14 protein-coding genes are annotated in these 12,694 nt (G+C 62.0%); 3 read left to right on the top strand and 11 right to left on the bottom strand.

What is annotated here, in order from left to right:
* From AWB69_RS18610 to phnG, 9 genes are all read right to left on the bottom strand, one after another.
* A complete protein-coding gene (locus tag AWB69_RS18610; protein WP_062087336.1) occupies positions 1 to 1,164 on the bottom strand; it encodes an acyl-CoA dehydrogenase family protein in 1,164 nt (387 codons plus the stop codon).
* Between the two features lie 16 nt (positions 1,165 to 1,180).
* The gene (locus AWB69_RS18605; protein WP_062087334.1) at positions 1,181 to 2,032 is read right to left on the bottom strand and encodes an FAS1-like dehydratase domain-containing protein; all 852 of its coding nucleotides are present in this window, start codon (positions 2,030 to 2,032) and stop codon (positions 1,181 to 1,183) included.
* Between the two features lie 615 nt (positions 2,033 to 2,647).
* Positions 2,648 to 3,781, bottom strand: a complete 1,134-nt coding sequence (locus AWB69_RS18595) for an alpha-D-ribose 1-methylphosphonate 5-triphosphate diphosphatase (protein ID WP_062087330.1) — start codon at positions 3,779 to 3,781, stop codon at positions 2,648 to 2,650.
* Complete coding sequence (gene phnL, locus AWB69_RS18590; RefSeq protein WP_062087328.1) at positions 3,775 to 4,560, bottom strand: phosphonate C-P lyase system protein PhnL; 786 nt, start codon at positions 4,558 to 4,560, stop codon at positions 3,775 to 3,777. Before phnL ends, AWB69_RS18595 begins: the two co-directional genes overlap by 7 nt.
* Positions 4,561 to 4,569: 9 nt before the next feature.
* Positions 4,570 to 5,358, bottom strand: coding sequence for a phosphonate C-P lyase system protein PhnK (gene phnK, locus AWB69_RS18585; RefSeq protein WP_062087326.1), 789 nt, complete (start codon positions 5,356 to 5,358; stop codon positions 4,570 to 4,572).
* Positions 5,355 to 6,224: an alpha-D-ribose 1-methylphosphonate 5-phosphate C-P-lyase PhnJ gene (locus AWB69_RS18580; RefSeq protein WP_062087325.1), complete on the bottom strand. Its 870-nt coding sequence runs from the start codon at positions 6,222 to 6,224 to the stop codon at positions 5,355 to 5,357. Before AWB69_RS18580 ends, phnK begins: the two co-directional genes overlap by 4 nt.
* Positions 6,221 to 7,393: a carbon-phosphorus lyase complex subunit PhnI gene (locus AWB69_RS18575; RefSeq protein WP_075643942.1), complete on the bottom strand. Its 1,173-nt coding sequence runs from the start codon at positions 7,391 to 7,393 to the stop codon at positions 6,221 to 6,223. Before AWB69_RS18575 ends, AWB69_RS18580 begins: the two co-directional genes overlap by 4 nt.
* Entirely contained in the window at positions 7,393 to 8,058 is a 666-nt protein-coding gene (gene phnH / locus AWB69_RS18570) for a phosphonate C-P lyase system protein PhnH (RefSeq protein WP_062087324.1), read from the bottom strand. The genes AWB69_RS18575 and phnH overlap by 1 nt, the downstream gene beginning before the upstream one ends.
* Positions 8,058 to 8,549: a phosphonate C-P lyase system protein PhnG gene (gene phnG / locus AWB69_RS18565; protein WP_062087323.1), complete on the bottom strand. Its 492-nt coding sequence runs from the start codon at positions 8,547 to 8,549 to the stop codon at positions 8,058 to 8,060. The genes phnH and phnG overlap by 1 nt, the downstream gene beginning before the upstream one ends.
* A gap of 220 nt (positions 8,550 to 8,769) precedes the next feature.
* On the opposite strand from phnG, the gene phnF reads away from it, so the two are divergent.
* The 3 genes from phnF to phnN are packed head-to-tail and all read left to right on the top strand — an operon-like array spanning position 8,770 to position 10,834.
* Positions 8,770 to 9,528: a phosphonate metabolism transcriptional regulator PhnF gene (gene phnF / locus AWB69_RS18560; RefSeq protein WP_062087322.1), complete on the top strand. Its 759-nt coding sequence runs from the start codon at positions 8,770 to 8,772 to the stop codon at positions 9,526 to 9,528.
* Positions 9,525 to 10,286: a DUF1045 domain-containing protein gene (locus AWB69_RS18555; RefSeq protein ID WP_062087321.1), complete on the top strand. Its 762-nt coding sequence runs from the start codon at positions 9,525 to 9,527 to the stop codon at positions 10,284 to 10,286. The genes phnF and AWB69_RS18555 overlap by 4 nt, the downstream gene beginning before the upstream one ends.
* Positions 10,283 to 10,834 carry a phosphonate metabolism protein/1,5-bisphosphokinase (PRPP-forming) PhnN gene (gene phnN / locus AWB69_RS18550; RefSeq protein ID WP_062087319.1) on the top strand — a complete coding sequence of 184 codons (552 nt, stop codon included), beginning with the start codon at positions 10,283 to 10,285 and terminating at the stop codon, positions 10,832 to 10,834. Before AWB69_RS18555 ends, phnN begins: the two co-directional genes overlap by 4 nt.
* Before the next feature lie 49 nt (positions 10,835 to 10,883).
* Here the strand turns inward: phnN and phnE are convergent, their stop codons facing one another.
* The gene (gene phnE / locus AWB69_RS18545) at positions 10,884 to 11,618 is read right to left on the bottom strand and encodes a phosphonate ABC transporter, permease protein PhnE (protein ID WP_082913470.1); all 735 of its coding nucleotides are present in this window, start codon (positions 11,616 to 11,618) and stop codon (positions 10,884 to 10,886) included.
* 95 nt (positions 11,619 to 11,713) lie between these two features.
* Complete coding sequence (phnD, locus tag AWB69_RS18540) at positions 11,714 to 12,685, bottom strand: phosphonate ABC transporter substrate-binding protein (RefSeq protein ID WP_062087317.1); 972 nt, start codon at positions 12,683 to 12,685, stop codon at positions 11,714 to 11,716.
* Positions 12,686 to 12,694: the final 9 nt, after the last annotated feature.

Raw genomic sequence — 12,694 nt, 5'->3', positions numbered from 1 at the left:
TCAGAACGAGCGTGGCAAGCCAAGGATATGCTCGGCGACATACGAGAGGATCAGGTTCGTGGAGATGGGCGCGACCTGATACAGGCGCGTCTCGCGGAACTTGCGTTCGACGTCGTATTCGCAGGCGAAACCGAAGCCGCCGTGGAATTGCAGGCAGGCATTGGCCGCTTCCCACGATGCATCGGCCGCGAGCAACTTCGCCATGTTCGCTTGCGCACCACAGGGCTCGTGGGCATCGAAGCGACGCGCCGCTTCAAAGCGCATCAAGCTCGCCGCTTCCACATTGACGAACGAGCGCGCGATGGGGAACTGCACGCCCTGATTCTGCCCAATGGGCCGCCCGAACACGATGCGTTCTTTCGCGTACGCGGTCACCTTGTCGACAAACCAGTAGCCGTCGCCAATACATTCCGCCGCGATCAACGTACGTTCCGCATTGAGGCCGTCGAGGATGTATTTAAACCCTTGCCCCTCTTCGCCGATCAGGTTTTCCGCGGGGATTTCCAGGTTATCAAAGAAGAGCTCGTTGGTTTCATGGTTGACCATGTTCAGGATCGGCTGCACGGTCATGCCGTGACCAATCGCCTCGCGCAAGTCGACAATGAAAATGGACATGCCTTCGGACTTGCGCTTTACATCGGCGAGCGGCGTCGTGCGGGCAAGCAGGATCATCAGGTCGGAATGCTGCACCCGCGAGATCCATACCTTCTGGCCGTTGATGACGTAACGGTCGCCACGGCGTTCGGCAGTGGTCTTGATCTTCGTCGTGTCCGTGCCGGTGGTGGGCTCGGTGACACCCATCGACTGGAGGCGCAGGTTGCCGCTTGCGATCTGCGGCAGGTAGCGGTCCTTCTGTTGCGCGGAGCCATGCCGCAGCAACGTGCCCATGTTGTACATCTGGCCGTGGCACGCGCCGGAATTACCGCCGGCCCGATTGATCTCCTCCATGATCACCGACGCTTCCGTCAGACCCAGTCCCGAACCGCCGTATTCCTGCGGGATCAGCGCGGCGAGCCAGCCGGCCTTCGTCAATGCGTCGACGAAGGTTTCCGGGTATCCACGGGCTTCATCTATCTTGCGGAAATAGTCGCCGGAAAATTGCTGGCACAGGTCGCGAACAGCTTCGCGAATGTCCTGGAACTGATCGGAATGAGTGGTCTGCATAAGGACTTTTTTAGATTCAGGCGAGCGTCGCAGTGGCGCGCATCGTCAAGTAACCGTCATGGTCTTTCGCCCATAACTCGATAGTGCGGCCGTCATCCGACGGTTTGCCGCATACGGTGAATGGATTGGGTGCGAAGGTCGGGCGCAGCGCGCGAAAAGCGAAGCTCGCGATGTTCGCGCCGGGTAATTCGCGGCGCACCAGATCCACGAGCATTGTCGCGATCAACGGGCCATGCACGATCAAACCCGGATATCCCTCTTCCTGCGTGACATACGGTTGATCGTAATGAATCCTGTGACTATTGAAGGTCAGCGCCGAGTAGCGAAACAGCAGCACCGGGTCGGTCGGAATCTCGCGGCTGAAGGTCTCGTCGACGGGCGCTTTGGCGGGCTCTTTCCGCGACACATTGGAAGCATCGGGCGCGGGCTCGTCGCGGTAGACAATGTCGTGCTCTTCCTCGATCTTGAGCGCCCCGCCCGCTTCAATCTCGTGCTGGACCGTCACGAACACGAGCCGCCCGGTGCGGCCCGTCTTGTCCTCAATATTCACGATAGTCGACGTGCGTGTCGCCGCTTCGCCGACCACCAGCGGTTCATGAAATGTCAGGCGTCCGCCCGCCCACATCCGGCGGGGCAACGGTACGGGCGGCAGGAAACCGCCGCGTTTCGGATGGCCATCAGGGCCGGTTTCAGACAACGGCGCAATCGGTAAAAAATAGAGCCAGTGCCACAGTGGCGGCACATTTTTCGTCTCGGGCTCGCGATTGAGCGTAGCGGCCATGGCCGCCAGCGGGAACGCGGTGATCACGTCATGGACAACTTGTGTCTTGTCCAGCCAGTCGTCGAATTTTTCAGTCGCTTCGGGCACGATGGCGTCTCTCGTTGTACGTGGCGGGTGGGTCGACAGGCGGGTTCAACGGTGACTTCAACTATGAACCCGTCTACCCGATTCGCGAAGTCGCGATTTCTGAATCGGGGGTTTTGTTTTACTTAATGCCTGGTTCACGGCCCCTCGCGCAAGTGCGCAGAAGCCTCGTCTTCAACACGGGCGCGCCGGCATATGTCATGCGCGCGGCGATCGCACTGGGCGTAGCCTGTACCCATCGACGTGGGATGTCGCTGATCTTCTGGTGAATGCCCAAGCCCTGCCCGCGCGCCTCTTGCCCGCCTGCTGTCATTGTCCCTTGCCCCTGGTGCTGTACCCGGCAGAAAACACCCGGCTGGAATGGATGCGAGTGTGGTTCAGGCGTGCGGAGCCAACAATTGGTTTTCGATGAAGCTGGGGTTCGGCGTGGCTGAAGTTGGTGTTTTTACGGAAGGGTTTGCCCTTTCTCATTCTTGAGCATGCGATGTGATTCATGAACGACGACGAGATTCGATTCGGGCAACATGACGCGCTGCCCGAACGAGCTACCTCTGGCTGCCCAAAGGCACCGGCGCATGTCCAGAGTCAATAATCAATGCAGCTATCCGCTGCCCGCAATCACGCCACGCGTTTGCCTTCAAGGAACGTGGCACGTGGCACCGGCAAGCGATCCGCCATGGCGACGCGCACGAAATCAGCCCTCAGCCCCACGCCGATCGCACCGCGATCCGTCAGGCCGGCCGCCTTGGCGGGAGCCCACGATACCGTGCGAATGGCTTGCGGCAGCGACCAGCCGGCCTTGTCGACGAGTTCGAACGTGGCGGTCAGCAAGCTTGACGGCACATAGTCCGACGACAGGATGTCGAGCAACCCCGCGCGTGCCATCTCGAGCGCGGATACGTTGCCCGAGTGCGAGCCGCCGCGCACGACATTCGGTGCGCCCATGATCGTCGCAATGTCATGATCCCTTGCCGCCTGCGCCGCGGCCAGCGTCGTCGGAAACTCGGCGAGGGCGACGCCATCCTCCACGGCTTCCAGCACGTGCTCGACCGATGTGTCGTCGTGGCTCGCAATCGGCAGACCCAGCGTCTTGCAACGCGCGACGATCTCGCTGCGATGAACCCGCGCGTACCGATGCTGGTCGTCGGTCAGTTCATTGAGCACCGTGCTCGCGTGTTCGTCGGTCCATTTACCGTGACGCTCCTGATACTTGCGCCACTGGACCGGATCGTGCCATTGGCGCTGGCCCGGCGTATGGTCCATCACGGAGACGAGGCGCAGCAGCGGATGCGAAACCAGCCCCTCAAATACTTCAAGCACGTCCGCTGCCGCCACTTCGCATCGCAGATGCAGGAAGTGTTCGACGCGCAGCATGCCGCTCCCCGCCAGCCGCTCGATCGAGCGCGCGCAGTTGGTCTGTATTTCCTTGCCGCGTACGCCCACGCCTCCACGCGAACCGATCCCAAGTGCATCGAAAACGGTCGTGATACCGGCCGTTGCAACCTGGGCGTCGTGCACGAGGATGGCGGCGTCGTGGTTCCACAACACGCCCGGCCGCGGCGCGATATGCTTTTCGATGTTGTCGGTATGCAGTTCGACGAGTCCGGGCAACAGGTAATCACCGCCCCAGTCCTCTGCTTCCGCAACCGACGTCGTGCCGGGAGCCACCTCGGTGATACGGCCCTCGGCTACTCGTATTACGCCTGTGAACTCTTCATCGCGAGTGACGATACGCGCGTTTTTGATCAACATGTCTGCAAGGTTTCCGTAGTCGTTGCCGCCTGCCCGGCGGGAGCGTTGAGTTGAATCAGTCGGGTCGCAACACGTTCGCGCGTGTCCTCGTCATGAAAAATTCCGACGATTGCCGCGCCCCGCTCGCGCGCCTCGACGATCAGGTCCGCCACCACCTGCCGGTTCTCGGCATCGAGCGACGCCGTGGGTTCGTCGAGCAGAAGCAGCGGCTGTTCAGCAATCAGCCCGCGCGCGATATTGATGCGTTGTTGTTCACCGCCGGAGAACGTGGCCGGTGCAAGCGTCCACAGACGCCGCGCCACGTTGAGGCGTTCGAGCAGCGCGCCGGCGCGTGTCCGTGCTTCTTCTTCATTCATGCCGCGAGAGATCAGCGGTTCGCTGACGAGATCGAGCGACGACACGCGCGGGATAGCGCGCAAAAACTGGCTCACATAACCCATGGTAGTACGGCGCAAGCGAATCACATCGTGCGGCAACGCATCGGACAGCGACAGGTATTTCGACGTGCGGCTTTCATCGCGGATGGCAACCGTGCCGCGCGTGAGCAGATAGTTGCCGTACATGCAGCGCAGCAACGTGCTCTTGCCGGCGCCCGAAGGCCCCGACAACACGACACACTCGCGTCGTTCCACATCGAGCGACACGCCGCCCAGCGCAGCGATGCGCACGCCACCCTGCTGATGCAGCGTAAAGGTCTTCTCCACCGCTCGCGCACGCAGCATCAGCGCCGCGCGTTCAGCAAACGCAAGCTCATTGGAAAGATCGGCATTGGCATTCATTCTCGTACCTCAAACTGGCAGCACGGACGCAACCAACGTCTGTGTATAGGGATGTTGGGGGTCATCGAGCACCTGGTCGGTCAGTCCGCTCTCCACCACTCGCCCGTCCTTCATCACCATAAGACGATGCGCGAGCAAACGCGCCACACCAATATCGTGCGTGACAATCAGGGCAGCAAGATGAAGCTTGGCCGTCAATGTGCGAAGCAGGTCCAGCAGCCGCGCCTGCACGGAGACATCCAGCCCCGCGGTAGGCTCGTCCATGAATACGAGGCGCGGTTTCGTAACAAGATTGCGCGCAATCTGAAGCCGCTGCTGCATGCCGCCTGAAAACGCGGAAGGCAACTCGTCGATACGCGCGGCATCCAGTTCGACCTGGCTCATCCAGTCGGAGGCGGTTTCACGAAGGCGTCCGTAGTGGCGGGCCCCGTTCGCCATCAACGGCTCGCCGATATTCGCCCCGGCCGACACGCCGTGACGCAGTCCGTCACGCGCATTCTGGTGCACGAAACCCCAGTCCGTACGAGCGAGCATCCTGCGGCGCGGCATGGGCAACGCGAACAGGTCGAGCACCTCATGCTCCACGGTGCGATAGTGCAACGCACCTTCGTTCACGGGGGTTCGCAGCGCCAGTGCGTTCAGCAAGGTGGATTTCCCTGAACCGGATTCGCCGACGATGCAAAGCACTTCGCCCGGGTATATATCGATGTCCACATCGGCACATCCGCCGCGGCCGTCATAGCGCTTCGTGAGTCCGCGGCCGGTGAGCAAAGGCAGTGCGGGTGTTGAAAGATTCATGCGTCCTCCTGTGCTGCGCGACGTTCCTGGCAGTAGTCGCTGTCCGAACACACGAACATGCGCGCGCCGGCGTCGTCCACAATCATTTCGTCGAGGAAACTCTCACGCGATCCGCATAACGCGCACTCATGGTCCCAGTGCTGAATGGTGAACGGATGATCCTCGAAGTCGAGACTCCGTACCTTCGTATAAGGCGGGATCGCATAGATGCGGCGTTCGCGGCCCGCGCCGAACAGTTGGAGCGCCGGGTTCATGTGCATCTTCGGGTTGTCGAACTTGGGAATGGGCGATGGTGAAGTGAGATAACGATCGTTCACGAGCACCGGGTAATCGTAGGTGGTCGCAATGCTGCCGTGCTGCACGATGTCCTCGTAGTACTTCACGTTGATCAGCCCGTAGTCCGCCAGCGCATGGAGCTTGCGGCTCTCGGTGACGCGAGGCTCGAGTCGGTACAGCGGCTCGGGCATTGGCACCTGGTACACCAGGATCTGTGCTTCGGTCAGCGGTGTTTCAGGAATCCGGTGACGGGTCTGGACAATGGATGCTTCCACCGTGCGCGTGGTGGTCGTCACGCCGGCCGTGCGCGCAAAGAAGCGGCGGATATTCACGGCGTTGGTGGTTTCATCGGAGCCCTGGTCGATCACCTTCAGCGTGTCGCTGCGTCCGATGATCGCGGACGTCACCTGCAGGCCGCCCGTTCCCCAGCCATACGGCAAGGGCATTTCCCGCGATGCAAACGGCACCTGATGACCCGGCACGGCGACCGCTTTCAACAACGCGCGACGGATCATGCGTTTGGTTTGTTCATCGAGGTAGGCGAAGTTATAGCCTTCAGCCATGGCACTTTCTTCGATACGCGCATTCATGCTGCGTTCTCCTCGCTGGGCTCGGGCTGCGCTTGTTGCCCTTCCTGAGCCTGATACTCTTCCTGAGCAACACGTTCGCGCTGCGCTTCTTTCTCGATGCCCGCACGCAAACGCCGCAGCAACTCGAGCTCGGACTGGAAGTCGACGTAGTGCGGCAATTTCAAGTGCTGCACGAAGCCCGATGCTTCCACGTTGTCGCTGTGATAAAGCACGAATTCCGCGTCCTGCGTCGGCGACGAAACGGTCTCGCCCAGTTCCTGCGCGCGCAGTGCACGGTCGACCAGCGCCATGGCCATGGTCTTGCGTTCCGAGTGGCCGAATGCGAGGCCATACCCTTGCGTGAACGTGGGCGGCACGTCGCCGCTGCCGGCGAACTGGTTGATCATCTGGCACTCGGTGATGTCGATATCGCCGATCTCTACCGCGAATCCCAGCTCTTCAAGCTCCAGCTCGACGGCGACTTCTCCGTAACGAATCTCGCCGGCGAACGGATGCGAGTTTGCATAACCGCGCTGCGTGGCGTAGCCGACAGCCAGCAGGAAACCCTCATCAGCGCGGGCCAGATTCTGCAAACGGACCGGGCGCTCGACGGGGAACATCAGGGGCTCGCGCGAAAGATCGCCGGGTTCGGGCGCGTCCGCGTGCTTCTTTTCCTGCTCGATCAACCCTTCCTTGTCGAGCAATGCGAGCACGCGCGGCATTGCTTCCTGCTGCGGTGCGGGCGCGCTGGGAAGGCTGACGTCGGGTGTGCGCGGGCCGCCTTCGGCCAGCAAGCTGAAGTCGAGCAGACGCTGGGTGTAATCGTACGTACCGCCCAGCACCTGTCCGCCCGGAATGTCCTTGAACGCAGCCGAAATGCGCCGTTCCACAAGCATGGCTTCCGTATCGAGCGGCACCGTATAACCGAATCGAGGCAGCGTCGTGCGATACGCCCGCAGCAGGAAAATGGCTTCCACAAGGTCGCCTGCTGCCTGCTTGATCGCGAGTGCGGCCAGTTCTTCATCGTAGACCGAACCTTCGGTCATCACACGCGCAACCGCCAGCCCGAGCTGCTCGCGAATCTGGTCGACACCCAGTTCAGCGATCGATTCATCGCCGCGCCGGTTAGCGGCAAGCAAGTCCCATGAACGTTCAATAGCGCGTTCTCCGCCTTTGACTGCAACGTACATCAGGCCACCTCCACGCGTGTTGTGCGCGGCAGGCCGATCACCGAGCCGCCGTGCACGAAATAACAGTCGATACCGCAAGGAAACTGGCTCGCCAATGACGCGCGCTCATGCCAGAACGAAGCCGGCACGCCCGTGATATGGACAGTCTGCGTATCGCGGATACCGGGGCCGCGCCAGGTCATCGGCGTGCCGTCGTCAAGCGAGTCCACGCGGATGAACAGCATGACCGCGTCCTCCGGTGTCTCAGGGTCCCCGAGCGAAAATGCATCCAGCGGCGGCATGGATTGCGCGTCGTGCAGGTAGGCAAAAACCGCTTGTCCATGATCGTGCGTCAGCGGTGCACCCGTGTGAAACCGCAACGCGTCGCTCAAGCCGCGATGTTCATGCTGCAGCAGCACGGGCGTCGAATAGTCAGCCAGTGCGAGCAGCGCAGCGAACGCGGCCATTGGCACATGGGTCGCAGCCGTGCTGCCGTCCTGATCCAGGCCGGGCAGTACGGCATCGATCGAAACGATCTTGCCGGGCCGCGAAAGCGCGTTGAGCAACGCGCGGAACACGCCCTGTGAATCATGGACAGTGTCGTTGAAACCAGGGGTCAGGGTCGCGAGATCGATGCCCGCGGCGTCCGCGCCACGAAAGTTGCTTGAAAGCTTGTCAGGTAACATCAGTCGCCCCTTACCATCGTAAAGAATTCCACCTTCGTACCCGCAGCCCGGGCCCGCTTTTGCTCCCGCCTTTGCGCAATGCGCGCAGCGAGCGGCGCCAGCAAATGCTCATGCATCCGGGCTTCGAAAGCAGGCGTCTGCAGCAATGCGTCGGCGAGCGCGGCAAGCGTCGCCCGCTCCTTGTCCCGTCCCATGTGAACGGCAATACCCACCGCGGCGCGTCCCTCGCGAACCCGCAAGCGCAGCGTCGCACGCGTCACGGTCACTTCACCCAGGTTGAACGCATCCCCGCTGCCGCCAACCCGTCCGCGCACCATTGCAAGACCGATATCCGGTGCGCGCAGCCAGTCGAATTCGGGCGGCGGCGTGCCTTCCAGTGCCGTATCAAGTGCGTCCTTCATGCACGCCCGCGGCGTGCGCGCCAGGATGGCCAGCCACTCCCGCCGCGTCGCGAGGCCGGGTGGCGCAGGCGTCGGCTCAGATGTACTCATGGTCTTTCCTCGTTAATAAGGGCGCGCTTGAGGCCCAAGCCGCGTCCGTGATTTCGTCGTCCTGTCCAGCCTGAACGGTACTAGAATAGTCATCCGGTCGTCTAGACGTTTGTGCAACCGGATAAATATTCTTCCCAGGCGCCCTGCTTTCACATTTTCGCCATCGGCGGCGCACTACAATGCCGAAAACGATATTCAAACCGACAGGAATGACAGCGACATGACATCTAACGAAACTGGCACGCCGGGCCTGGCCGTGGAACGCGGTGCGGGCGTCGCGGTATGGCGTCAGATCGAACAGATTCTCTCGGCGGAAATCACGGCGAAGAGCTTCGGCGAAGATGGCCGCCTGCCCAGCGAGGCCGAACTCGCCCGGCGTTTCGACGTCAACCGGCATACGGTACGCCGGGCCATGTTGCGGCTGGCCGCCACGGGGCTGGTGAGCGTCGAACAGGGCCGCGGCACATTCGTGCAACCGGGTGCGATCGACTATCAGATCGGGCGTCGCACGCGCTTTACTGAAAACCTGAGGCGCAACAACCAGGCATCCGTGGGGGTGGTCCTCTCCAGCGAGAAGGTGAAGGCCGACCCGGTCACCGCGAAAGCGCTCTCCATTCGCGCAGGGACGTTCGTGTACGAGATCGAGACACGGCATGATTCCGACGATGTACCGCTGACCTATGCACGCAGCTGGTTTCCCGCCATGCGTTTCACCGACTTGCCCGGCGTGCTCGCGGGCGTGCAAGGCGTCAGCGCGGCGCTGGCGGAATTCGGCGTAGTCGACTACACCCGCAAATGGAGCCGTATCGGCTGCGTCCTGCCAAGCTCGGAAGTCGCCCGGCGCTTGCAGATCAATCGCGCCCAACCGGTAATGTGGGTTGAAAGCGTGGATGTCGACGAAGCCGGCGTGCCGGTTAAATATGGCATTACCCACTTCGCCGCCGACCGCGTGCAGTTGCTGGTCGAGGACGGCGTATGAGTGGCGAGACCAACGACGCCGTGCCAAATGACTGGACACCCGATGCGCGCATCGCGCTTTACTATGCACCGTCCGCCTCTTCCGCATGGTGGCGCGCGGGCTCCGAATGGCTGGGGCGCGATGCCGAGACCGGACGCCTGATCGAAGCACCTTTGGAGCCAGCCATTGCCGCGCTCGGACAGACCGTTGCGGCGCTCACCGGATCCCCGCGCCGGTATGGCTGGCACGGAACGCTCGTCGCGCCTTTCCATACAGCCGAAGGGGTTACGCCGCAGCAGGTCTTGTCCGTAGCTCGCGAATGGGCGAGTCACATCGCTCCGTTCGATGCGCCCCTGTCCGCCGTCGAGATGGGCCGCTTCGTCGCCTTGCGAGCCGGAGAGCCGGATGACGACGAAGCAATCCGCCGGATCGCCGCAAGCGCTTTGCATGCGCTTGCCTCGCTGCGCGCACGTCCTTCGGCGGAGGACGCCGAGCGGCGCCTTGCATCCGGCTTGAGCGAACGGCAGCAAACCCTGTTGCATGAATGGGGCTACCCGTATGTGCTCGATGAATTCCGCTTCCACATGACGCTATCCGACGCACTCGATTCAGCTTCGGCGCGCGCGGCCATTGTCTCGCTGTGGCAAGCCCGCGCTGCTGCGCTTGGACCTCTGCCCTTCCACGGCGCGGCGCTTTTTGTCCAGCCGCGCCCGGCTGCGCCGTTCACGCTCTGGCAGCGCCTGCCCTTCACCCATGCTCGCTCCGAGGCCCTTGAATGAGCACGGAAACCAGTCGATTGATCTACGTGATGGGGCCGTCAGGCGCCGGCAAGGACTCGCTGCTCGGCTTCGCTCGTGAACGCATTGGCGCGCAGGTGATGTTCGCGCATCGCTACATCACGCGCCCTGTTTCCGACGGCGAGAACCATGTGGCGCTGAGCCACGAGGAATTCGCCGCACGTCTGGCCAGCGGCGTGTTCTCCCTGCATTGGGAAAGTCACGGACTGCACTATGGCATCGGCGTCGAGATAGATGCGTGGCTCGCGCGCGGATTGCCGGTCGTGGTCAATGGGTCGCGCCAACATGCGCCGGCTGCGCTCGAGCGTTATCCGTTCACGCAGTTCGTCCACATTCACGCAAGCCCCGCGGTGCTCGCGGCCCGGCTCGAGCGGCGCGGCCGCGAAGATTCAAGGCAGATGGAAGCGCGGCTTGCGCGCCGCCCCGCCCTGTTGCTTCCCGAGCAGGCGCACCTCATCACCATCGACAATTCGGGTTTGCTGTCCGAAGCGGGTCAGCAGTTGCTGGCCGCAATCAGCCAGCAGCGCTGATGAACTATTGGCCTATTGGCCGGCGCGCCATTGCCCGCCGGCCAATAGTTCAGATCACGCGTTCACGAAGCCACGCAGACCCCAGATCGATCAGTGTCACGATCACAATCACCATCAGCAGCACGGCCGACGTTTTCGCATAGTCGAACGAGCGGATCGCTTCGTACAACACAACACCAATCCCGCCCGCGCCGACCATGCCGACCACCATCGCCGAGCGTACGTTCGACTCGAACCGGTACAGCGCATACGAGATCCACAGCGGCAGGACCTGTGGCAGCACGCCATAAAGGACTTCATCCAGACTTCCCGCGCCCGTCGCTCGCACACCTTCAACGGGCCGTGGATCGATCGCTTCAACGGCTTCAGCGAACAGCTTCGCCAGCACGCCGGTCGTATGCACCCAAAGCGCGAGCACACCGGCGAACGGCCCAAGTCCCACCGCGACAATGAACAGCATCGCGAAGACCATCTCGTTGATCGCGCGGCATGAGTCCATCAGGCGGCGGACCGGCTGCGCTATCCACACCGGCGCAATGTTGTAGGCCGACAGCAGCCCGCACGGCACGGCGCACACCAGCGAAAGCGCCGTGCCCCACACCGCCACCGCCAGCGTGACGATCACCTCGTGAATGTAGGTGCGCCAGTCGGAGAAGTCCGGCGGGAAGAAGTCCTTGCCGAACTGCACCATGTTGCCGGGGTCGCTGAAGAGATCGAGCGGGCGCATGTCGGCGCGCGGCCAGGAAAGCCCGAGCACCGCCACCACCACGAGCCATCCGAACATGGACAACCAGCTTCGCTTCGGTTGCCGCAGTTCCACCTTCAGCGGCACTGAACCGCCACGCGCGCTGTCGAGGGAATGTGCGTCGGCGTTGTGCTTCACTTCGCCGCCACGCTATCCAGTTGCGCGAGCTTCTGGTCAAGCGCCGCGAGTTGCGTTTTTTTGTCCGCGTCCGAAATATTCGCGTCGTTCTGCACCTGTTGCTTTTTCTGGAACAGCGCCATTTGACGGATCGGCACGAGTTGCGCATCGGAGGAAGGCTCGAAGCCCGCGTAGCCCGTAAGCGCGTCCATGATCGCCTTCTCGCGTGGATCGCTCTGCGCGTAGTGATCGAAGAAATTGCGCAGCTTGTCCTTCGTGGCCTGCGGCAAGTCGCGACGCCATACCAGCGGGTCCGACGGAATCAACGGGGACGTCCACAACACCCGCAGTTGCGCGAAGCGCTCGGGATGCTCTTTCTTCAACGTCGCCATGGTGGTGGTGTTATTGGTCGCCACGTCCACCCGGTTGTTCACTACAGCAAGCATGTTGGCTTCGTGATTCGACGGAAGCACGTTCTTGAAGTCGTTGCGCACCGAAATGCCGTTCTTCGAAAACAGGTAGTAGGACGGCACGAGCGTGCCCGAGGTCGAGTTCGGGTCCCCGAAACCAAGGTTGATCTCGCGCGTGTTTTTCAATACCTGATCAATGGTCTTCCACTTGCTGTTCACATTCGTGATCAGCACCGAGTAATAGCCCGCTTCGCCGCTCTTGTACTTCACCTTCGCGAACACCTCGCCGTTGCCACGATCGACCGCTTCAATGGCGGAAGCGTTGCCGAAATAGCCGATCTGCACCTTGTTAAAGCGCATGCCTTCGATAATGCCGGCATAGTCGGTTGCGAAGAACGGCTTGACGTCGAGACCGGTCTGCTTGTTGAGGTCATCGATCAGCGGCTGCCAGCGCTCCTTGAGCGCGGACGAGCTATCGGTCGAGATAATGCCGAAGTCAAGCGTTTCGGCGTGCACCGCCTGCGTGACAAAACAGGCGGCAAGGGCCGCACCGGCCAGAAGAAAACGAGCTGATTTCATCGAATAAGT

The organism is Caballeronia udeis, assembly GCF_001544555.2.
Taxonomy (GTDB): Bacteria; Pseudomonadota; Gammaproteobacteria; order Burkholderiales; family Burkholderiaceae; genus Caballeronia; species Caballeronia udeis.
Note: the sequence above shows the minus strand (reverse complement) of the source record. Positions and strands in the feature narration are given on the sequence as shown.

Excerpts from the sequence above, each read along its gene's own strand:
- phnD (WP_062087317.1), bottom strand. The coding sequence starts at position 12,685 with ATGAAATCAGCTCGTTTTCTTCTGGCCGGTGCGGCCCTTGCCGCCTGT.
- phnL (WP_062087328.1), bottom strand. The coding sequence starts at position 4,560 with ATGAATGCCAATGCCGATCTTTCCAATGAGCTTGCGTTTGCTGAACGC.
- AWB69_RS18610 (WP_062087336.1), bottom strand. The coding sequence starts at position 1,164 with ATGCAGACCACTCATTCCGATCAGTTCCAGGACATTCGCGAAGCTGTT.
- phnH (WP_062087324.1), bottom strand. The coding sequence starts at position 8,058 with ATGTTACCTGACAAGCTTTCAAGCAACTTTCGTGGCGCGGACGCCGCG.
- AWB69_RS18575 (WP_075643942.1), bottom strand. The coding sequence starts at position 7,393 with ATGTACGTTGCAGTCAAAGGCGGAGAACGCGCTATTGAACGTTCATGG.
- phnN (WP_062087319.1), top strand. The coding sequence starts at position 10,283 with ATGAGCACGGAAACCAGTCGATTGATCTACGTGATGGGGCCGTCAGGC.
- phnE (WP_082913470.1), bottom strand. The coding sequence starts at position 11,618 with ATGTTCGGATGGCTCGTGGTGGTGGCGGTGCTCGGGCTTTCCTGGCCG.
- phnK (WP_062087326.1), bottom strand. The coding sequence starts at position 5,358 with ATGAATCTTTCAACACCCGCACTGCCTTTGCTCACCGGCCGCGGACTC.
- AWB69_RS18555 (WP_062087321.1), top strand. The coding sequence starts at position 9,525 with ATGAGTGGCGAGACCAACGACGCCGTGCCAAATGACTGGACACCCGAT.
- AWB69_RS18580 (WP_062087325.1), bottom strand. The coding sequence starts at position 6,224 with ATGAATGCGCGTATCGAAGAAAGTGCCATGGCTGAAGGCTATAACTTC.
- AWB69_RS18595 (WP_062087330.1), bottom strand. The coding sequence starts at position 3,781 with ATGTTGATCAAAAACGCGCGTATCGTCACTCGCGATGAAGAGTTCACA.
- phnF (WP_062087322.1), top strand. The coding sequence starts at position 8,770 with ATGACATCTAACGAAACTGGCACGCCGGGCCTGGCCGTGGAACGCGGT.
- phnG (WP_062087323.1), bottom strand. The coding sequence starts at position 8,549 with ATGAGTACATCTGAGCCGACGCCTGCGCCACCCGGCCTCGCGACGCGG.